The following is a 19581-nucleotide window of genomic DNA, read 5'->3' on the forward strand; positions in this document are numbered from 1 at the left end:
TGGTCAGGCGTTTTGCGCTAGTTAAAACAAGCGCCTGCCCAGCGATCAAGAAATGATCGGCTGTTTCGATCGCGGTAAATGGACACTGCCAATGCAATAACCCATATCCAAAGAAATGCTTCCGGATCTACCCCCACGGTACCGATGTGGAGCTGGGGATGGTTGCTCCCCGGCGCAAGAGCTGGCCCGAATATTAGCCAGTAGAAGTTGCGTTTTAATGCGCGGGTATAGCGGAGGTGGCCACCGGTTTCAGTGGTGACTCTGAGGCCGACGACAGCCTTTCCAAGCGTTCCTCCTGCACGAGCGTCCATGAGGAATCTGTATAGGAAAAATAGAATGCTCGCTGCGGCTGCGGTTATCCAGTATCGAGCCGTGTTATCCGCTAGCACCTGGTTGATTCCCCACTGCACAGGGAGAATCACGATTGCGAAGAACCATCCGTCGAAAAAGTAGCCGAAGCCACGTTTAACTGCAATCCGCCGGACTGTGCGGTGCTTAGCGGTCTCACGCGGTTCGGAAACTGTCGACTCGTGGGAAGGCATAGTCGTACTCATCTCGTCGTGTATGGCGATTCTGAATCGGGAGCATGGGCAATTCTGTCTGTGGAGGGACTCTCAATCACACGTGCCAACTATAAATCTCAACGGTAAGTGTAGCTGAACAGTAGATGCGGGGCGTGATTCGTTCGTTGAAGCCCACGCCAACATCGTGAACCGTGATCTGGATCCAGCGACGACGATTGGCTGTGTGTACTCTGCCGATTCGGGAGTCCCCGTCGGGAATCATGAATGCACGTGACATTGTGCACCAGGAGTTCGTTGTTGGAATGCTGTGGGGGGACTCCACCGCGTGGCTCGGTGGTTATATCTGGCCATCTGCAACGGGACGACAGAGAATGAGATTCTGATCGCATCTTCATTGGGCAGTCTATTAAGGATCGTGAGGTGGATATGGAACGCATCACCGTGAACGGCGGCTGGGGGTAGGGAACAGTGATGGGGCGCTTTGTTCTTATCGTGCGCCTGCAGCGTTGAGAGTTTTCGAGTAGGAATTCGGGGGTGCACTCATCAATGTATTTGTGTACAAAACTTGTCTAACCTAATATAATTTTGTATCCAAAAGGAAATGTGGGAGCTGCGCCCGAGGCTGCAGCCCCCTTTTTGCTCAAATAGCGGGCTAGACAAGGAAAGAGGACAGACTGTGGGACATATAAGGCGTGGCCGCTTCGCGGCTATTATTGCTGCAGGTTTGTTGGTTAGTGGAGGAATGGGCGTTGCAATGGCACAGGGAGGTATTGCGGCAAACCTAGCCATGTCGGGGACTGTCTTTGATATGAGAGTCAATCACATGGTTGGCGACAGCAGTAGCTTGTACGTTGGCCCTGAAAAAGTTAATAAAGGCGACGAAGGAGTATCTAAGCTTCGCTTTGGTAAGGCCAAGGTTCGCGACCTCTGTATGTCCGTTCCAGTAGGGAATATCCCTGGGTATGGAAAAGCAAACTTCGTTATGAAAGTCCCAGGGGATAATTTTTCGGCTGACAACTTGCTCATGGGTGCTACCAAACTGACCGGTGATATTGCAATGTCCCATCCTCAAATTGGTATCGATGCGAACCAAGTGGATAATCGCGCGAAATCGGGTTCATGGGGATTAGCGGCTTCACAGATGGTGGTGGATAAGCAGCAGATTTTGGCTACGTCCGTAGCAGCTGACCAGCTTAAGGTGTCGGGGTCTCAGATTAACGTCAAGAAAGGGGATCAAGGTGGGTGCTGATCGAGTAGAGCCACGAGGTAGTGACTATTCTGCGGTTCCCTACAGATCTACGCCCGATGACACCGTCTCCAGAGAAGAAACTGCAGTACTAGATCCCGTAACTGGTGAGGATGTGAATCTGTCGGAATCGCCGAATCAGCCTGAGACGGACTTGCCCTCGTCGGGAGAAGCTGAGGAAATGACTCAGTCTGAATCTACTGAGACTGAGAATACGTGGAAGTTTACGTTGTGGAGACGATCCCGTCCCTTCGGTGGTGGCCTATGCATGATTCTCTCTGGCATCGTGCTCATGGTTCCTGCGTACCTCACGCTGAAGGTCGGAGACATGCTTGTCACCGTTAGCTCGTTATCGGGGGTATCCACTCTACTTTTAGGAGTCTTACTGATCGTTTGTGGACTCCTAGCGTGGTTCCGTGCTGACGGGAGGATTCTGTGGGGCGTCGCGGCGATGCTGATGGGCATCATCGCATTGCCAACGTCGAATATCGGCGGATTCTTGTTGGGTACGATCCTTGCTCTTATCGGTGGTGCTTGGGCTTTGTCATGGACCCCATTTTCTCGTGACAAGAATGCATCGAAGAAAAACCGAAAAAAGAGGACAGCTGCCGAGTCTGCAACGGCAGCGGTCAGTGCCCTTGCTATCACCGCCGGAGTATCACTGGTGGGCCACAATTCCCCTATTGCCTCGGCAGATCCATCCACGACATCGGCGACACCTTCACCGACTCCTCATCCTGACCCCTCCCACCCGAATTTACCTCTCCCTTTCCCCTGGTTGCCGGGTAGCCAACCGTCTAGTCAGAATTCTCCGGGCAACCCGATACCTGTTCCTGATTTATTAGCACCGTTGCAGAAGCAGGCGGAAAATACTGCTAAACAGGCTCAGGATGCGGCTCAAAAAGCTGCTGATGATGCGTCACGTGCCATCGGGGGTGGACGCCCGTTGTTTGAGAATGCTCCGCCACAGCGTGTAGATGAACTCGTCGTCCCCGGAAGTACGTATCGAATCACGACAGACAAGACCACGCTAGTGGGAAATGTGTCATTTTCGCTCGTACAGATTCCCACAACGAGCGGTGAATTGAAGAGAGCAATTCGTATTGACGCGGACAAGGCGATTCTCGATAACCTCGCTGTTCAGTTCTTAGGTACCGATGGTGGAGGGGACGTTCTAAACTCGACAGGTCCCGGTAAAATCACAACCCTGACAGGGCATTTTCAGATCATTGTCTCTTCGGTGACTTTGACTCCGAAGGTTGCTGGCTTAAAGACCGTCCCGTTGACGTTGGATGCGTCAAAGACACCGCAGGAACTCAATGACGCGATTGGCGCAGGTGTGTCGATGAATGTTCCCGACGCCATCTCCTCCCAGATGGTGATGGAAGACGATTATATGAATACTTATGTAGTGAGGGCGGATAGTCTCATCCAATCCGATGCAACGATTGCGTCGGAATGAGCATGATATCGGAACTGAGTAGTCATCGTTTGCCAATGGTCAGCTGACTGACAATAAACGAGTAGCAACGATTTAGGTGCTTGTTGTCAGTCTAGAAGAGTGCCGATGTGGGCTACCCGAATTTTTTAGAAGCGGGAAAGAAGCTTCTGTCAGGCACGGTGTCTATTCTCGGTGGCGATACGTCTACATCGCTAAGTGGCCCCGAGAGGGCAAAAATCGCCGCGAGTTGTGCCGGGGGGACGGGCTTAACACTAGCTATCCAATGAGATAGGTCATTAACATATTGGGCTATGACGCAAAGTAAAAAGACCGCTCTGATATCGCAGTTTTCCGGCGGAGATCACCACACGGAACAGCGTCGTTGGACACCAGCTGGGCCAGCTATTCTATTTGCCCCCGCAGACCGACCTGAACGATTTACGAAAGCAGCGGAGCGCTCAGACGTCGTCATTCTCGACTTAGAGGATGGTGCAGGCAGGGACTCGTTTGAAAAAGCTCGAGATAACATCGTGAACAGCAATTTAGATCCTGCGACAACTATCGTCCGTATCCATTCTGTCGATTCGGATCTATTCCGCGGTGATATCGAAATGGTCGCAAAGACCTCGTATAACACGGTGATGGTTCCGAAATGCGATGAACCATTACCTGATGAGCTCCACGATTACGACATCATTGCGATGCTGGAATCTCCCTCTGGAATTATGAATGCGCGCGATATTGCGCATCAGGAATTTGTTGTCGCACTATTGTGGGGAGCCGAAGACTTCACTGCATCATTAGGAGGCATCTATAGCCGGTTACAACAAGACGAACGAGGATGGGATTCCAGTCGCGGTTCAGCTGAGGGGCCGTACCGCACTACGGTGAACTACCTCCGTACCCAGACTTTAATACATGCGGCAGAGGCTGGAATTATCGCTCTTGACGCTGTATTCGCCGATATACATGATGCGGATGGGCTCCGTGATGAGGCTCTTGACGCTGCTCGTATTGGTTTCGCAGGAACTGCATGTATTCACCCTGCCCAGGTTCCTGTTATCCGTGAGGCTTACCGGCCGAGTACAAAACAAGTAGAACTGGCTCGACGTATCGTACGTGAGTCAGTTGGTCACCCGGGTGCGCTCAACATCGATGGAAAGATGGTTGATGCTCCGCTCTTCAGACAAGCAGAATTACTTGTTACACGGGCGGATGCTTTAGGAATGTAAAACAATGGCCCGACTTAACACCATTGCGCTCCTATGCCGATAGCTGTTGGCACTGTGTGGCATGGCTTGTACCGTGACATTCACTTTCCATCATGTTTCCTGCTTGCGGCTATGCTAGGCAAAAATAACTGCAAGTATCATAATCATGACACATGACGCTGCTGTGGTGATCACACCCGCATCTCGTGCAAGGGTTAAACCTCGCCCATATCGGGTGGCGTAGGTGTACACATTCTGTGCTGTGGGTAGTGTTGCGACGACGCAGGCGGCGAAGAGGGCGTGGCCTGTCATTCCGAAAATAAAGTGCGCGATAAGGGCAGTCGCCAGAGGCTGGCCGATGATTTTTGCGGCCGAAGCCACACCGACCTCGAGTCGGGGGGAAGTTGAGGGATCGAGTACTTTTTGCCCGGCAAGTGACATGCCAAATGCTACAAGGGCCACCGGAACAGCTGACTGCCCAATGAGGTGAATAGGTTCGATTATGGGGTGGGGTACAGAGACCCCGGCATGGGCGTGGAGGATCGAAACAACGATACCCGTCAATGCACCGACCAGCATTGGATTCTTGAATGGGGTGATGAACAAGCTTCGCGTGTTTATGCGCCCGGCCCGGCCATTCGCGTGTGCTTCCTTGGCTGTAACGACGTCGAGAATGGCGAGGACGACTGGTCCGTAGAACGCTATTTGGAAAAGGAGTGTTGGTACGACCACAGTACTATCGCCGATAACGTGGGCGGCGACGGGTATTCCCAAATTAGAGGCGTTGCAGTAGGAGCTGGCTAGGCCACCGACGGCTGATTCGTGAATGGGACGGTGTAAGGCGGTTCGGGCCCAAAGAAAGTAGATCAGTCCAATTGTCAGAGCAGAGCCACTGGCGACAGCTAGTTGTGGGCCGAGCACGTCGAGTGGATCGGTGGTGTATAGCTTGTCCAGGAGGAGTGCCGGAGTCGCGAGGAAGTACACGTACATTTGGAGCGTGAATTGCGCGTGCTTGCCCAGGAGATTGCCTTTGCCAACGAAGAATCCTATTGCGATGACGATGGCGATGGTTGCGAAGCCGGATAGTACTTGGGGCACGTGCGGAGCCTCACTCCCTGGTGGATAAGCGAAAACCGCTCCTCGGTAGGTACCGGGAGCGGTGAATGTCGAAACCTGCTGTTATCGCTTCCAAATGTTCACGCCGTTGGCCTCCGACGGACCGCTGGGTCCATCGAAGCACCACTAGATTCTTACCTGTAGCTGTGATCCCGGGAAAATACCCAAGATCAGGTGTTCAGGGGCGACTTAGCGGCTGGTGAACGGGAGGAGAGCCATTTCGCGTGCGTTCTTGACGGCAGTTGCCACCTGACGCTGCTGCTGCGGTGTCAGGCCGGTAACGCGACGCGACCGGATCTTGCCACGCTCAGAGATGAACGTACGCAGGGTTTCGATGTCCTTGTAGTCGACGGCCTCGATGCCGCGAGCTTTCAAGGGGTTCTTCTTGGGGCGGCGGGTTGGTTCAACCCGGACCTTTTTAGAGTTGTTGCGCTTCATACTGCTACTCCTCACCAGCTGGACTTGCGGACGCCTGGGAGCTCACCGCGGTGTGCCATTTCACGAAAGCGAACACGGGACAGGCCGAACTTGCGCAGGTAGCCACGGGGGCGACCATCAGCAGAGTCACGGTTACGAACCCTCACCGGGGAAGCGTCGCGGGGCTGGCGGTTCAGCTCGTACTGAGCCTCCATGCGGTCTTCGTCAGGGGTGGCCGGGTTCTTGATGATGGCCTTGAGTTCCTGACGACGCTGAGCGTAGCGTGCAACGATTTCTTTGCGCTGCTCGTTCTTCGCAATCTTAGATTTCTTAGCCATTCTTAGCGCTCCTCGCGGAATTCAACATGCTTGCGCGCGATCGGATCGAACTTCTTCAAGGTGATTCGATCCGGGTTATTGCGCTTGTTCTTGCGGGTGACGTACGTGTAGCCGGTGCCCGCAGTGGACTTCAGCTTGATGATTGGGCGAATGTCATTTCGTGCCATTAAATCTTCTCCCCACGTGCGCGGAGCTTCGCCACGACGGATTCAATTCCGTAGCGGTCGATGGTTTTCAGGCCCTTGGTGGACACGTTCAGTGTGATCGTGCGTCCTTCAGAGGGCAAGTAGAACGAACGACGCTGGATATTCGGGTTCCAGCGACGGTTCGTGCGGCGGTGCGAGTGCGAGACGGATTTACCGAAGCTCGGTTTCCGTCCCGTGACTTGGCAATATGCCGACATGGGCTTCTCCTTCCGCCCACCGTGGGATCTGCAAAGCACCAACCGTTTTCCTTCGACGGGGGAAATACATTTTCTTCGACACTAAAAATGCAGGTTAAAGCGCTAAGATGCCTAGCTAGTGGGCGATGACGTTTGCTTTTCGACAACAGCGTCTTGACACCTTACCGCCCTCGGCAAGGATTCCCAAATCTTTGGACCTTTACGGGCTGGTTAGCGCCAATTTCATAGTTAAGGCCGAAATCTGTATGATGGGCCGATGCATGTGCGCCGGAGGCGTGTCGCACTGTTACCCTCTTCCCCTCCACGGGTCGTTTACGCCTGTCAACGCTCGTCGTTGATGGCAGAACAACTCCATGGGCCGGCTGATATCCAGGCGCGGTTATCTATCAATTTTATGGGTAGGCACGAGGACTCAGTGCGCGACCGGTGCAAGGTGCTGAGCCAGCTTCATTCGCGACGCATGTTGCGATAGGCCGCCGTCCGCCGTCGAGGTGGTCGGACGATGCCGTTATGGAGCAAGTCAGCACAAGCAGCACGCCAGACTAGCATTGTCCATGTTCTGTTAAAGGATAACGATGAAGAAGAATATTCATCCGGATTACCACCCGGTTGTCTTCAAGGATGCCAGCACCGGCCACCAGTTCTTGACTCGGTCCACTGCGACGTCAGATCGGACTGTGGAATGGGAAGATGGCAACGAATACCCGCTGATCGTCGTCGACGTCACCAGCGAGTCTCACCCCTTCTGGACGGGTGCACAGCGTGTGATGGACACCGCTGGTCGTGTCGAGAAGTTCCAGCGTCGTTACGGCAACCGCCTGCGTCGCGCGAAGAAGTAAGACGTCAATCCGTCACCATTCATTTTCACTATTCTCACAGTGATCATGCCTGGCTCGCGATGTGTGTGAGCAAGGCTTAGGAGGAAACCATGGCAGTACCGAAGCGACGTATGTCTCGCGCCAACACTCACACCCGTCGGTCCCAGTGGAAGGCCAACAACGCGCCTCTGCAGGAGGTTCGGGTTAACGGCAACACCACGCGGTTGCCGCGCCGGTTGGTCAAGGCCGCTCAGCTCGGCCTGGTTGAGACTGACTAGTAGTAACAACCTCATGTCCCGTGATTGGAGCTTCGGTTCCATCACGGGATTTTTATTAGGGGCGCTGACGGTTCACAGCCAAATTTCAGGTGACTCAAAGCGCGCGACGTGCATAGTGAGCAAGAGTGATAAACCATGAGCGACGAAAATCAGCGATCCGCATGGGAGATCGATCCATCCTCCGACGATTCATCCAGCAACAACTCCGTTCATCATGATCGTGAACACGAGATTCACGCTCCACGAAGCGATCGAGAATCTTCTTTTGAGAGCACCCAAACCGGGTTCTCGTCAACCCCCTCAGCTCATGCCACCGGCTCTGACCAGTTCGGGATGCCTGGTCAGCCTACGGGCTCGAACCAATTCGTAGATCCCAACCAGTCTGCAGGTTTTGGGCAGCCCACCGGAGTGATGCAAGCTCCTCGCCAGTTGCCGCACAAGACTAAGCGTTTTAGTACGCCAGCGGTGGCGGCTTTAATTCTCGCCGCTGCGGTCGCGTCGGGAGCGGTGACAGGCGCGGTAGTGAGCAACCGGGACTCCGGCTCATCGTCTGACAACTCGTCGGCAGTATCCGCGTTGAAAGCGTCGCCGGCTAAGACGAAGAACGTCGACACTAATGGCTCTGTGCAATCTGTTGCTCAGAAAGTCTTGCCTTCAGTGGTTTCTATTACTGTCGAAGCCGGCAATTCGGGGGATACGGGCTCTGGCTCAATCATTAGCGAAGACGGAACGATCATAACGAATAACCACGTTATTGCTGGTGCAGCTAATGGTGGAAAGATTTCCGTAACGTTAAATGACGGAACGACCTATCCGGCGAACATTGTTGCGCGTGACCCCGAAACTGATATTGCGGTCATTAAGGCACAAGGGGCGTCGGGGTTGACCCCGATTTCCTTGGGGGATTCGTCCAAACTTGAGGTCGGGGAGGAAGTCGTTGCTGTTGGTTCTCCCTTGGGCCTGGATGCCACGGTGACCAGCGGCATTATTTCCGCTCAAAATCGCCCTGTGCAGGCGTCCTCAGAGTCATCTGACCAATCCACTCTTATCGACGCCATTCAGACAGACGCTGCTATTAACCCCGGTAACTCCGGTGGTGCCTTGGTCGATATGGATGGAAACCTTATCGGTATCCCATCGGTGATCGCGTCGCTGGGCTCGAGCTCTATGTCTCAGGGGTCTGGTTCAATTGGTTTGGGCTTCGCTATCCCCATTAACCAGGCGCGTGACATTGCTGAGCAACTTATTAAGAACGGTAAAGTTCAGCACCCTGTTATTGGTGTTCAAGTTGCTAAGGAATCCACAGCGCATGGGGCTGTCATCGTTGATGTGCCCAGCGATAGCGACGCTGCCAAAGCGGGTCTGAAACGTGGTGACGTCGTTACTAAAGTTGACGGCCGAACCATTGATTCAGGGTTATCTCTGATTGCGGCGATTCGTTCGCATAAGGTGGGCGATACGGTCAAAATGGAAGTGACTAATCAGGACGGGAAAGACGCACGAGAAATCACCATGACCCTGAGTTCACAAGAGACATCAGGGGAATAAAAGCACTGCTCAGCCACTATCGCGTCTGGTCTGGATGATGGCTGGGCACTCCCCATATGGGGCTTCTATTGACTAGGTGCCGGGTAGCTGGTGAAGTGTAAGGAAAATAGTTTTATTGACCCGCGCTTCACCGTCGGAACTTAAAGTTAATAACGAGGTGATCAGTTCAATCCTCTAACCCGGTAACCGGCGACGTTTTCCCCGTAGAAGTCTTTATCCCGTAGAAAAGGAGACAATCCAATGAGTGACAATGAGCCCTTTGATTCCATCGATCCAGCGGAGTTGGCTCGGAGCTCATCGGATGCCCGGGAAATGCCAGAATCACTGCGCGGTATTGACCACGCGAAAGTTGATCGGCTCGGCGAGGTTATCGTCGAACCCGATGACGCAATGCTGATGGATCTTGAGCGGGCCGAGGAAGCTGCCCATGCGTCATTTGCAGAAAGAGCCCATGACCAGGGTGAACAAGTTCCTCGAGCCTTAGTCATTATTGTCGACGATAACGCGGGGGAGAAGTCCGATCGCATTGGCTCCTTGGTTGCCGAGTTGCTCGCGGAGGACCACTTCGGCGTCGACGCCGTAGTACGTGTTGCTAGCCGAAAGTCGAAGGTCCGCGGTGCACTGGAAACTGCCGTCGTCGGTGGTGTTGATCTGGCCGTGACGATCGGTGGCGTGGGCGTCGGGCCGAGAGATAAAACCCCGGAGGCCACCAAGGCGGTGTTGGACCGGCGTATTCCGGGTATTGCTCAGGCTTTGCGCTCATCTGGGCTGGCCTGCGGGGCTACCGACGCTGGCTTGTCTCGCGGGATTGCTGGCATTTCGGGCTCGACCGTCGTCGTGAATTTGGCCTCGTCACGTGCTGCTATCCGGGACGGCATGGCCACGCTGACACCCCTTGTGCGATACGTCATTAACGATATGGACCGCTGGAACCAATAGGGGCTTCCCATGAATCATTCTCGACGTCAACGTCGGCATGCGCGACGTGTGTCGGACACTGATTATGACCGCTCGGGCGAATCCGCATTGGCCAATGTTGTCGACGCCGTCCGCGCGATGGAGGATCAGCCGCGCCGGGGGCTTAACGACGATCGGATGGCGGACCTGACCACGGATGATGAGAATGACGGAGCCGCACCTGGTGATGGTGACGTCGGTGCTGGTGACGGGCGATCCGGGCGTGATAGTGAGTTCAATGGCGGCTCGGTTACCGCGTATGGATCCGAGGGCCGTGATGTGGGGGCGATGTCACGTCGGGAGTGGCAGGAAAATAGGCCACCACACTGGGGTTAAGCGACGTCCCGGGCCGGAATAAACCCGCGCAGGAATTACTCTTTGGCGTGCTTCCCGGATGTGGTCGAGCTCGTCGTCGACGAGGGGGTGCCTACCTGAGACGTGCTTGTTTGAATTCCTTGCGAGGATGCCTGGCTGTGTGCTGAATCGGCGGTAGTCTCCGCAAGTTCGGTGCTTGCGAGCGTTTGGCTGGGGGTGCTCACTTGGTTCTGCGCCGCGAGGAGATCGCGGATTTCCAGAAGAAGATCTTTCTCGGTAACCGGTACTTCTTCCTCTTTGACACCCATATGCTTTTTCCTGATCTCTTCGAGCTTATTCATGGGCGCCACAAGAATGAAGTACACGACGGCCGCAATAATAAGGAAATTAATGACGGCCGTGAGGACCGATCCAAAATCAAGAAAAGTTTTTTCATTTCCACGGATGAGGCGGAATCCCCAGCCATCTGTATTTGCGCCACCAAAGCACGCAATGAGCGGGTTAATGATGTATTTGGTAAAAGCCGTCACAATTGCGGTGAAGGCAGAACCAATGACAACCGCGATAGCAAGCTCAATAACATTGCCTCGCATAATAAAATCGCGGAAACCTTTAAGCATTATTCCTCCTCAGAAATGGGTCACCCACACGGCAAAGGTTCATATTATTACCTGAATAATCATGGCCACTGTGAGAACAATAAAAAGCGTTCTACAAATTTGCTGCAAGCGTCGCGTGCGGCGCCAGTTGGGACGAGAGATATCAGCGATGAAGTACACCAACCGTAGTCGAATACCCTTTAACGGCCGCGGGTGGGGCTCGGGGTGACGGCGAGTGTGCCACGACTTTAGCGAATAACGGGCGGAGTCTGCATCATGACCGGAGAACAAGGATCGCATTCTCATACCGACGCGAGACTATCGGCAGGGTTCCCACTGATGTTTGTGCTGTTTGCGCGCGCGTTGGTTAGCTCCCGAGGAAGCGATGTCGTCCCAGGGCAGTGACCACTGTCGTGAGCTGAACGTCCCAGTCATCGTGGGGGACAGTCGGCAGGATTTCGTGGGGGTGAACTAGACCGATGGCGTGGAAGAACGACGATTGTCGCGCGGCGAGTGCGCGATCGTAGTATCCGCCACCCTGTCCAAGTCGGTACCCAGCGAGGTCATATGCGAGTGCCGGAACGATAGCGATGTCGACGTTGTCGAAAGGGGCTGGAGTCGATCGCTTATCTGGCTCGCGAATACCGAACGAGGTGGTGACAAGGCTATCCGGTGACCATGGGTGCCACGAGAGTTGCCGTTTGTCTTCGACACGCGGAATGACGGCTCTGCAGGGAATTCGCTCGTCCAGCGCGGAAAGTAGCGACGGAATAAAGCCGTCGGGCGTGTGTGCACCTGGCTCATTGGCGACAGGTAGGTACGTTGCGATGACCAGTGGCTCGTCGTCTGTGCGCTGCAACGTGGTGGCGATGTCATCAATAGCCGTTACGAGCTGAGCAACGAGCTGTTCGTCCCAGGCCCTGAGCGTCGCGTCGGACAACTCTCGACGCATACGTCGGATCCGACGTCGGTAGCCCTTTTTATGGTCAGCGATCGAATTACCCGCCGAGTGACTCCCGAATGCACCGTCGTAACCCCCGGATGCGCCGTCGCTCTGCTGCATGAATTCAGCGTAACAAAGCAGTGACGTCGCTCAATCACGCGCAGCACTTCACCAACATGACGTCATAAAGCACGAGCCCGCGGCGGACCCAACACCACGCCACCAGGCATCCCATTAACCACCCCATCAACCACAATGTCGCGAGGGATTTTCATAAGGACTTTGGCACCAAGACCGACCATTTTACGGTTTTGTCAGTAATCCGTAGGAAAATTCCTAGCTCGGAAAGCGGATTCTGCGTCGGTTGTCGGTTAGCATGGCTCCTATGAACAAAGATGATAATGGCGGAAATGGTCAGGCTGCGTTGCGTACAGTCATCGTGCCAGCCGCTGGTTTGGGTACCCGTTTCCTTCCGGCGACGAAGACCGTACCCAAAGAGCTTCTCCCGGTTGTTGACCGGCCCGGTATCGAGCTCATTGCGGAAGAAGCCCGCGAGGCCGGCGCGTCACGCTTGGCTATCGTTACCTCCCCGCGTAAGTCAGGGCTAATGAAGCACTTCGACCATGACGATCTCCTGGAAGAGACACTCAAGAAGCGCGGCAAAGAGGATCGGCTGCAGAAAGTGCAGCACTCGACCGAACTGATCGACGCCGTTTCGGTCACTCAGGAGCGCCCCTTAGGGCTTGGTCATGCCGTCGCTCAGGCTGAAGAGGTTCTTGATCCCGACGAAGACGTCGTGGCCGTCATGCTTCCCGATGACCTCGTCATGCCTTATGGGGTCATGAACAAGATGCTCGAGGTCCGCGCGAAATACGGCGGATCTGTGCTCTGCGCGGTGGACGTCGATAAGGAAGCAACCTCTGACTACGGGGTTTTCGAGGTCAGTAGTCAACCCGATGATGATGTCTACGCCGTATCCGGCATGGTCGAAAAGCCTGACCCGGCGGATGCGCCCTCGACCTTGGCGGCAACCGGCCGTTACCTGTTGGATCGCGATATTTTCAAGGCGCTGGGTAAGATCGAGCCCGGTAAGGGCGGCGAACTGCAGCTCACAGATGCCATTGAGCTGCTCATCAAGTCGGATCACCCCGTGCATGTGGTGGTTCACCGTGGCCCTCGCCATGATTTGGGCAACCCGGGTGGGTTCATCAAGGCCTGTGTTGACTTCGGCCTGAAGGATCCCGAGTATGGCGACTCGCTGAGGGCGTATATGACGGAAAGGTTGGCCCAGGACAGCTAGCCTTAATGTGATATGCCCCGGTCTCTCCCGGGGTAGAGTCAGTAGGCAGCATATGCTGCTGTGTTACCCGGGCGAAAGGACGTAACGTGCGCTCAGTGGAAGAGCAGCTTGCGATTATCGCGGACGCTGCCGTAACTCCGGAGCCCGTTCGTGTGGCTATTTCGGATTCGCTGGGGTTGCGTAGCGCTGAAGAAGTCCGTGGTGACCGGCAGGTTCCAGGTTTCAATCAAGCTGCCATCGATGGCTACGCTGTTCGCGCTGTCGACCTTGTACCGCGGGACGCAAAAGGCGCCCCCGCGGATGATCGTCCCGACGATCAACGCCCACCTGAGCCGTTGCCCGATGAGGATTATGAACCCGATCGTCGCGGTGACCGCGAGCATCGGAAACTCGCCGAACTGCCCGTCGTCGGCGATGTGGGCGCGGGTTCGCACAGACCGCTGCGGTTGCAGCCTAATCAGGCAGTCCGGGTAGAAACTGGTGCGCCCGTCCCGACGCTCTCCGACGCGATCATTCCGGAAGCATGGGTGGAGCGTCATGGCCGACGTATCCGGCCTCTGTTTCCTGTGAAGTCGGGCGATTTTATTCATCGTGCTGGCACGGACGTCCTCGAGGGCGACGTTATTGTCAGCGAGGGGACCGTTATTGGCCCAGCGCATATTGGCCTTTTAGCTGCGGTGGGGCGGTCGAAGGTCCTCGTGTATCCGCGGCCGCGGGTCGCTGTGATGTCGATTGGTCAAGAGCTGATTGATTCAGACCGGACGCCCGGTCGCGGTCAGGTTTTCGACGTGAATTCGTATTCGCTGGCAGCCGCTGCGGAAGAGGCGGGGGCAGATGCCCACAGGGTCGGCGTGATCGCTGGTGAACCACGCCGCCTTCAGGAAATCATGGAGGGGCAGATTGTCCGCAGCGAAATCATCGTTATCGCAGGTGCTGTGGGGGGATCCGCGGCCCGGCGGATGCGCGATATCGTCAGTAATTTGGGTGACATCGAGTACACCCGCGTCGCAATGCACCCAGGTTCGACCCAAGGATTTGGCCTTCTAGGCCCCAACAAAGTGCCGACGTTCCTCTTGCCGTCAAACCCCGTCGGCTCATTGATTATCTTCGAGACGATGATCCGTCCCCTCATTCAATATGAAGCTGGTCGACGCGGTGGCCGGCGTCGGATTATCCAGGCCAGGGCATTGCACGGTGTGAGTTCGATGCCGGGACGGCGTGGTTTTATCCGTGGTCAGTTGATGCGCGATCGTGGTACGGACGAGTATTTGGTAGATCCCCTCGGTGCCTCCGCTGGCGCCCCGCAGCACCTGTTGGGAAGCTTCGCTGAGGCTAACTGCCTGATCCACGTGCCTGAAGACGTGGTGGGGATTGCGCCGGGTGATGTTGTTGATGTTTTGTTCTTGTCGAATCGCGCGTAAGTAGCAGGGGCTGTCATGGGGGTTTTGACTCGTCTGTTGGATCGCGTCGGTGTGGGGTCCGTGAAAGATCGCGATCTGTATCGACGCTATGGCGTGAAGCCAAGCAGTGCGCATCCTGGCTGGCCGGAGGAAACGCAGGTACTTCACGTGCCCGGTGGTGCGGTGAGGCTTCGCCCGGTCGTGAAGGATGATGGGCCGGAATGGGCACGTCTCCGCCGCAATGATGAGGCAACGCTGCGGGCTGTGGAACCGACGACGACCGATTCGTGGGATGAGGTGCACACGGTGCCCTCGTGGTTGGCGGTGGTGGATTCGCTGTATGAGTCTGCGACGCGGGGCGCGTCGGTTCCGTTCGCTGTAGAGTGTGACGGGAAATTTGCAGGTCAGGTTACTATCGGCGGGATTCAGCATGGTTCGCTCTCGACGTGCTGGATCGGCTATTGGATTGCGAGCCCATTCTGGGGGCGCGGTGTTGGGACAGCGGCGGTGGCTTTAGGCGTCGATGCGGCGATGATGTCCGTGGGGGTGCATCGGGTCGAGGCGACCGTATTGCCCGAGAATGCCGCGTCGATAAGCGTTTTGGAGAACGTCGGTTTTCATTATGAGGGGGAGTTGGTCCGCAGTATCAATATTGACGGGCACTGGCGCGATCATTTCTTGTATGCGTTGACATCGGAGGAGTGCCCAGGTGGAGTGGTGTCACGATTAGAGAGCAGCGGGCGGGGGAGGCGTGACAGCTGATGGCGTATCCCTGGTTGGGTCGGATCTCTGGTTGGATTGCGAATGTTCCGGCATTCGTTCGGTATTCGTATCTGTGGGCGTGGCACACGCATGTTACGGGTGTGACGGGCTACTCTTTAGTGAGAAATATCGTTGTCCGTGTTCGATTCCCCGCGGCTGACGTCAGTTAAGGAGATTCCGACGTGTCGAGTTCCCTCTTGATCGTTCTTATTGTGGTGCTGTGGCTTGCTGTTCTGGCGCCACTACTTTTGCGAAACCAGGGGCCAGTGCGTCGTACGTCGAAGGCGTTGAAGGAAACGCGCGTTCTGTACCGTGGCGGGTCTGGGTCAGTCGCGTCCTCTGGTCGGTTAACGAAGCATGTGCGACGTCGGTCTGCGTCACCTGATGTGGAACCCGATCCTGCCGAGGACGAGTACCGCTTGTTAGACGAGGACGATGTCCACTTCCGCGCGTACGATGACCGCGACGCTGTGTACTCCGGTGACGCTGTGCACTCTGGTGAGTCCGACGCTGACGATGCTTCGGTGCGGGAAGTTCATTCGGAGGCTCACGCCGAGGAACAAGCCGGGGACCATGTCGAGGGGGATACGCGTGACGACGAAGATGTCGTGGTCGGAGAGCTGGAGCCCGAGGATTCCGATCAATCGTTCGGCGCCTCGTCTGTTGTGGCTGATGACGTCGATGATGTTGTGACAGAACCGGTTGACGATGCCGAGTTTGAAGAATTCGTCGACGACACCGACGACCAAGCCCCCGGATTGGCCGGTGAGGCGAAGGATGATCAAACGGCATCGGGCGAGAAATCGAGCGTCCCGGTGGGCGTTGTCGATGGTGACGTCATTATGGATTCATCGGGAGCGGTCCAGGGCGTTCCCGAGCTGGAATCTGCTGAGGCGGCTTCGTCTCAGGAACGCGGTTCTCGACGGGGCAGTCGACCGGTTTCCGTGGACGAAGAATCGGCTGATGATGTGCTCACCGGTGAAGACCGTACCTCAATCGTGTATGGCCACGACTTCGGGTCCGACGACGCCGTGGCGAAGGACAGAGAGAAGTTCCCCGACGCCTATGATCGCCCGGAGGATGTCGTGGATTATCGCGATGGCGACCCGGCATTTGAGCACGCGTATGACTTTGCCGACGAATCAGACGATGAGCGCGAGGAGCGTCGTGAAGCTCAACGTCGCTCAAGCACCATGCTTTTCGACGACGGGCTGGATGCTTTGTCGGACGAAGAGCTCGAGGAACTCGCACGTTCTGAATATGACGACATTGCGGTGACGGATGAGGATCGGGCGTATGTGGACCGCCGGCGTGGCCGGGGCGTGTACGACCCGGAGCTCGCCGAGCGGAATGCGCGGCGGCGGTTCACCCAGCGTAAGCGTGTGCTCTTCGGTTTGGCTGCGGTGACGGTTGTGCTGTTGGTCCTTGGCTTTGTGTTCGGTGGCGCTATGTGGGCCGGTGCTGTTGTCGGTGCTGTCGCTACTGGTGTGTACCTAGCGTTCTTGCGGAAGCAGGCTATTGAGGAGCAGCGCCTGGCGGCTCGCCGTCTTCGCCGGATGCGGCGTGCCCGGATGGGTGTCCGGAACGCCGAGGATGACCATGACGACCGGGCTGTGTCGTCGCGGTTACGTCGGCCGGCTGGCACCGTGATTGAGACGAATGACACTGATCCGGAGTTGGCTGAGCTGGAGTACGTGGACGCTGCCGATTACTTCGGCGTCGAGGAACCGGATGACATGCAGGACGACGGCGAGTACATCGACCGTCAGTACGATCGCTACGAGACAGACGGTGATGGGCGCGCCAGCGTGACGCACATCCGTCGTGTGGGGTAGAGGGGTTAAGCAGCTGGTTATTAAACCCCATTAGCTTGCTCTCGGCTTCGCGCCCCGTGAGTCACTAGCACCTGCCGAAGGAGCATTCGTGAGTACCGTACTCGTCACCGGCGGCACCGGTTTCCTCGCCGGCTGGACCATCCGCAAAGTTGAAGAGCAGGGTCATACGGTCCGAACCACCGTTCGTTCCTCGGCTAAGAGCACCGTCATCGTTGACATGCTTGCTGCTGAAGGCGTCGATACCAGCAATTTGTCGTTTGCCGTCGCGGATCTCGGCTCCTCTGAGGGGTGGGCGGAAGCCGTCGCAGGGATCGACTATGTATTGCATCTGGCATCTCCTCTCGGCGGGGAGAACCACAATGACCCAAAGTTGATTCCAACCGCAAAAGCTGGAGTAACCAACGTTTTTAATGCCGCTATCGATGCGGGAGTCAAGAAAATCGTCATGACCTCCTCGGTAGCAGCGGTCTTCCCTGGCCGTGTGGATACGCACCGCACCATCGACGAAACCTTCTGGACTGATATCGATGACAAGCTCGTTACTAACTACATGCGGTCCAAGGTTGTGGCGGAGAGAACCGCATGGGACATCATTGGCAAGCAATCGGGAACAAAGCTCGTCACGATCCTTCCAGGAGCAATTTTCGGGCCCTTCATGAACGGGCGAAGCTCCAGCACCGAGCTATTGTTCACGTCGATATTGCGCGGTGCACCGAGTCCGAAGGCCACGTACCAGGCAGTTGATGTCCGTGATCTGGCTGATCTGCATATTCTTACCATGCTCGACGATCGAGCTGACGGGGAGCGTTTTATCGCCCAGCCCGGCGAAATCACAATGCCTCAGATGGCGAGGTTACTTAAAGATCGTCTTGGGGAACAGGGCCGCAAGATTAGTACGATGACCATCCCCGATTTCGTTATTAAGGTTGGTGCTCGGTTCATTTCCGCTATGGCGGTTATGAATACGTTGATCGGCATGGAGCACCACTATGACACCAGCAAAGCGCAACGGCTGCTTGGGTGGGATCCACGGTCCATTGAAGACACTGTTATCGATGCCGCCACATACACGCTAGAGAATCGGGCGGAAGGCTAGAAGAATTCATCTGGGGTACGGTGCTCCCGCCCGGAACCGAGACTGAGTTAATCTCGCAAGTTCGCCCCCACCTGCAGGTATACGAAAATCCCTGGCCAACAGAGACCAGGGAAAACAGTGTTTGTGGAGCATAGGGGAATCGAACCCCTGACCTACTCGATGCGAACGAGTCGCGCTACCAACTGCGCCAATGCCCCGCGGACCCCCAGCACTTTACTCCGAGGACCCGTGATCCCCAAAACAAACAGGTCGTTGGGTGCCAAGTGCCAGGGACGATTCTCGCTGCAGCTCGTTAAGCCAGTTCGTCGATGAGTGCCTTGGTGAAGGCCGGCAGGTCATGCGGGTTGCGTGATGTGATCAATGCCCAGTCATTCCCGGGGCAACGGAAGACTTCTTCGTCCACCCAGTGAGCACCCGCGTTCTTGAGGTCCGTGCGAATGGACTGGTAGGACGTCATGGTCTTGCCTTCGGTCAGTCCGGCGTCGATCAGCGCCCACGGTGCGTGGCAAATGGCGCCGACCGGCTTGTGGGCCGACGCGAATTCATTAAGGATGCGCTGCGCCTCCGTATCGATGCGGAGGGTGTCAGCATTGACCGTCCCGCCTGGGAGAATGACCAGGTCGTAATCGTCGGCACTGATTTTGTCGAGAGTTGTGTCGGCCTTGACAGTGGATGCCCAGTCTTTGTCGCCCGTCACGGTTTGAATGTCGTTGCCCGAGTTGGAGGCGATGGTGACATCAATGCCTGCCGATGTTAAAGCATCCCGCGGTGAGATAATTTCTGGCTCTTCGACACCAAAATCAGTTGCGATGATGACTGCTTTCTTTGCCATGACGTTATCTCCTCAGAAACTCGAATAGCTTTATTGTGTTGATCTGGTCTGGAGAGCGAACGGACTCTCGTTTAGGAGAAGAGAGCACTCCACCGACGTGATGCACGATCATATGGTGGCTCTGTTCCGCCCTCCCGGTTAGATCCAACACGTATGAGCGAGATGTATTCCATCAACCCGACGGGCACAGACGGCACAGACG

At 55.9% G+C, this 19581-nt stretch carries 22 protein-coding genes and 1 tRNA gene; 13 read left to right on the forward strand and 10 right to left on the reverse strand.

Going from position 1 to position 19581, the window contains the following annotated elements; all coding sequences use genetic code 11:
- Positions 1-17: 17 nt before the first annotated feature.
- A complete protein-coding gene (locus tag JMN36_RS05480) occupies positions 18-542 on the reverse strand; it encodes an RDD family protein (protein ID WP_204088149.1) in 525 nt (174 codons plus the stop codon).
- 658 nt (positions 543-1200) lie between these two features.
- Here JMN36_RS05480 and JMN36_RS05485 point away from each other — a divergent pair.
- From JMN36_RS05485 to JMN36_RS05495, 3 genes are all read left to right on the forward strand, one after another.
- Positions 1201-1773, forward strand: coding sequence for a DUF6230 family protein (locus JMN36_RS05485; protein ID WP_204088150.1), 573 nt, complete (start codon positions 1201-1203; stop codon positions 1771-1773).
- A 112-nt stretch (positions 1774-1885) separates the two neighbouring features.
- Entirely contained in the window at positions 1886-3232 is a 1347-nt protein-coding gene (locus JMN36_RS05490) for a DUF6114 domain-containing protein (RefSeq protein WP_204088151.1), read from the forward strand.
- Between the two features lie 290 nt (positions 3233-3522).
- Complete coding sequence (locus tag JMN36_RS05495; RefSeq protein ID WP_204088152.1) at positions 3523-4443, forward strand: HpcH/HpaI aldolase/citrate lyase family protein; 921 nt, start codon at positions 3523-3525, stop codon at positions 4441-4443.
- 114 nt (positions 4444-4557) lie between these two features.
- Here the strand turns inward: JMN36_RS05495 and JMN36_RS10990 are convergent, their stop codons facing one another.
- The 5 genes from JMN36_RS10990 to rpmB form a co-directional block, all read right to left on the reverse strand.
- Positions 4558-5520 (reverse strand): AEC family transporter, encoded by a 963-nt coding sequence (locus JMN36_RS10990; protein ID WP_204088153.1) that lies wholly within the window; start codon positions 5518-5520, stop codon positions 4558-4560.
- Positions 5521-5727: 207 nt separating this feature from the next.
- On the reverse strand, positions 5728-5976 hold the full coding sequence (gene rpsR / locus JMN36_RS05505; RefSeq protein ID WP_012731143.1) for a 30S ribosomal protein S18: 249 nt from the start codon (positions 5974-5976) through the stop codon (positions 5728-5730).
- Between the two features lie 11 nt (positions 5977-5987).
- The gene (rpsN, locus tag JMN36_RS05510) at positions 5988-6293 is read right to left on the reverse strand and encodes a 30S ribosomal protein S14 (protein WP_221923994.1); all 306 of its coding nucleotides are present in this window, start codon (positions 6291-6293) and stop codon (positions 5988-5990) included.
- Positions 6294-6295: 2 nt separating this feature from the next.
- Positions 6296-6460: a 50S ribosomal protein L33 gene (gene rpmG, locus JMN36_RS05515; protein WP_005279910.1), complete on the reverse strand. Its 165-nt coding sequence runs from the start codon at positions 6458-6460 to the stop codon at positions 6296-6298.
- Entirely contained in the window at positions 6460-6696 is a 237-nt protein-coding gene (rpmB, locus tag JMN36_RS05520) for a 50S ribosomal protein L28 (protein ID WP_012731145.1), read from the reverse strand. The genes rpmG and rpmB overlap by 1 nt, the downstream gene beginning before the upstream one ends.
- A 575-nt stretch (positions 6697-7271) precedes the next feature.
- On the opposite strand from rpmB, the gene JMN36_RS05525 reads away from it, so the two are divergent.
- The 5 genes from JMN36_RS05525 to JMN36_RS05545 all read left to right on the forward strand — a co-directional run bounded on the left by JMN36_RS05525 (position 7272) and on the right by JMN36_RS05545 (position 10633).
- Complete coding sequence (locus JMN36_RS05525; protein WP_012731146.1) at positions 7272-7535, forward strand: type B 50S ribosomal protein L31; 264 nt, start codon at positions 7272-7274, stop codon at positions 7533-7535.
- 89 nt (positions 7536-7624) lie between these two features.
- The gene (rpmF, locus tag JMN36_RS05530; RefSeq protein WP_012731147.1) at positions 7625-7792 is read left to right on the forward strand and encodes a 50S ribosomal protein L32; all 168 of its coding nucleotides are present in this window, start codon (positions 7625-7627) and stop codon (positions 7790-7792) included.
- Between the two features lie 135 nt (positions 7793-7927).
- Complete coding sequence (locus JMN36_RS05535; protein ID WP_221923995.1) at positions 7928-9340, forward strand: S1C family serine protease; 1413 nt, start codon at positions 7928-7930, stop codon at positions 9338-9340.
- 312 nt (positions 9341-9652) lie between these two features.
- On the forward strand, positions 9653-10279 hold the full coding sequence (locus JMN36_RS05540) for a MogA/MoaB family molybdenum cofactor biosynthesis protein (RefSeq protein WP_046205265.1): 627 nt from the start codon (positions 9653-9655) through the stop codon (positions 10277-10279).
- Positions 10280-10288: 9 nt separating this feature from the next.
- A complete protein-coding gene (locus JMN36_RS05545; RefSeq protein ID WP_204088155.1) occupies positions 10289-10633 on the forward strand; it encodes a hypothetical protein in 345 nt (114 codons plus the stop codon).
- 35 nt (positions 10634-10668) lie between these two features.
- Here JMN36_RS05545 and mscL read toward each other — a convergent pair whose 3' ends face one another.
- Positions 10669-11232: a large conductance mechanosensitive channel protein MscL gene (gene mscL / locus JMN36_RS05550; RefSeq protein ID WP_204088156.1), complete on the reverse strand. Its 564-nt coding sequence runs from the start codon at positions 11230-11232 to the stop codon at positions 10669-10671.
- Between the two features lie 346 nt (positions 11233-11578).
- Complete coding sequence (locus tag JMN36_RS05555) at positions 11579-12274, reverse strand: 5-formyltetrahydrofolate cyclo-ligase (RefSeq protein ID WP_204088157.1); 696 nt, start codon at positions 12272-12274, stop codon at positions 11579-11581.
- A 256-nt stretch (positions 12275-12530) separates the two neighbouring features.
- Between JMN36_RS05555 and JMN36_RS05560 the strand changes: the two genes are divergently transcribed.
- The 5 genes from JMN36_RS05560 to JMN36_RS05580 all read left to right on the forward strand — a co-directional run bounded on the left by JMN36_RS05560 (position 12531) and on the right by JMN36_RS05580 (position 18547).
- Positions 12531-13454, forward strand: a complete 924-nt coding sequence (locus tag JMN36_RS05560; RefSeq protein WP_204088158.1) for a UTP--glucose-1-phosphate uridylyltransferase — start codon at positions 12531-12533, stop codon at positions 13452-13454.
- A gap of 86 nt (positions 13455-13540) precedes the next feature.
- Positions 13541-14875 carry a molybdotransferase-like divisome protein Glp gene (glp, locus tag JMN36_RS05565; RefSeq protein ID WP_221923996.1) on the forward strand — a complete coding sequence of 445 codons (1335 nt, stop codon included), beginning with the start codon at positions 13541-13543 and terminating at the stop codon, positions 14873-14875.
- Between the two features lie 15 nt (positions 14876-14890).
- Positions 14891-15616, forward strand: coding sequence for a GNAT family N-acetyltransferase (locus JMN36_RS05570; RefSeq protein WP_204088160.1), 726 nt, complete (start codon positions 14891-14893; stop codon positions 15614-15616).
- Positions 15617-15798: 182 nt separating this feature from the next.
- Positions 15799-17451 carry a gephyrin-like molybdotransferase receptor GlpR gene (locus tag JMN36_RS05575; RefSeq protein ID WP_204088161.1) on the forward strand — a complete coding sequence of 551 codons (1653 nt, stop codon included), beginning with the start codon at positions 15799-15801 and terminating at the stop codon, positions 17449-17451.
- 88 nt (positions 17452-17539) lie between these two features.
- A complete protein-coding gene (locus JMN36_RS05580; RefSeq protein ID WP_221923997.1) occupies positions 17540-18547 on the forward strand; it encodes an NAD-dependent epimerase/dehydratase family protein in 1008 nt (335 codons plus the stop codon).
- Between the two features lie 124 nt (positions 18548-18671).
- Here the strand turns inward: JMN36_RS05580 and JMN36_RS05585 are convergent.
- Together JMN36_RS05585 and JMN36_RS05590 are read right to left on the reverse strand one after the other, a co-directional pair.
- Positions 18672-18744: transfer RNA gene (locus JMN36_RS05585), tRNA-Ala, on the reverse strand.
- Between the two features lie 95 nt (positions 18745-18839).
- Positions 18840-19379, reverse strand: coding sequence for a DJ-1/PfpI/YhbO family deglycase/protease (locus JMN36_RS05590; RefSeq protein WP_204088163.1), 540 nt, complete (start codon positions 19377-19379; stop codon positions 18840-18842).
- Between the last annotated feature and the right edge of the window lie 202 nt (positions 19380-19581).

This window comes from Corynebacterium pseudokroppenstedtii, assembly GCF_019754945.1.
GTDB lineage: Bacteria > Actinomycetota > Actinomycetes > Mycobacteriales > Mycobacteriaceae > Corynebacterium > Corynebacterium pseudokroppenstedtii.

Coding starts and splice junctions, on each gene's coding strand:
- rpsN (WP_221923994.1), bottom strand. CDS start 6,293: ATGGCTAAGAAATCTAAGATTGCGAAGAACGAGCAGCGCAAAGAAATC.
- JMN36_RS05495 (WP_204088152.1), top strand. CDS start 3,523: ATGACGCAAAGTAAAAAGACCGCTCTGATATCGCAGTTTTCCGGCGGA.
- rpmG (WP_005279910.1), bottom strand. CDS start 6,460: ATGGCACGAAATGACATTCGCCCAATCATCAAGCTGAAGTCCACTGCG.
- rpsR (WP_012731143.1), bottom strand. CDS start 5,976: ATGAAGCGCAACAACTCTAAAAAGGTCCGGGTTGAACCAACCCGCCGC.
- JMN36_RS05590 (WP_204088163.1), bottom strand. CDS start 19,379: ATGGCAAAGAAAGCAGTCATCATCGCAACTGATTTTGGTGTCGAAGAG.
- JMN36_RS05560 (WP_204088158.1), top strand. CDS start 12,531: ATGGCTCCTATGAACAAAGATGATAATGGCGGAAATGGTCAGGCTGCG.
- mscL (WP_204088156.1), bottom strand. CDS start 11,232: ATGCTTAAAGGTTTCCGCGATTTTATTATGCGAGGCAATGTTATTGAG.
- JMN36_RS05525 (WP_012731146.1), top strand. CDS start 7,272: ATGAAGAAGAATATTCATCCGGATTACCACCCGGTTGTCTTCAAGGAT.
- rpmB (WP_012731145.1), bottom strand. CDS start 6,696: ATGTCGGCATATTGCCAAGTCACGGGACGGAAACCGAGCTTCGGTAAA.
- JMN36_RS05545 (WP_204088155.1), top strand. CDS start 10,289: ATGAATCATTCTCGACGTCAACGTCGGCATGCGCGACGTGTGTCGGAC.
- JMN36_RS05540 (WP_046205265.1), top strand. CDS start 9,653: ATGCCAGAATCACTGCGCGGTATTGACCACGCGAAAGTTGATCGGCTC.
- JMN36_RS05570 (WP_204088160.1), top strand. CDS start 14,891: ATGGGGGTTTTGACTCGTCTGTTGGATCGCGTCGGTGTGGGGTCCGTG.
- JMN36_RS05480 (WP_204088149.1), bottom strand. CDS start 542: ATGCCTTCCCACGAGTCGACAGTTTCCGAACCGCGTGAGACCGCTAAG.
- rpmF (WP_012731147.1), top strand. CDS start 7,625: ATGGCAGTACCGAAGCGACGTATGTCTCGCGCCAACACTCACACCCGT.
- JMN36_RS05555 (WP_204088157.1), bottom strand. CDS start 12,274: ATGCAGCAGAGCGACGGCGCATCCGGGGGTTACGACGGTGCATTCGGG.
- JMN36_RS05535 (WP_221923995.1), top strand. CDS start 7,928: ATGAGCGACGAAAATCAGCGATCCGCATGGGAGATCGATCCATCCTCC.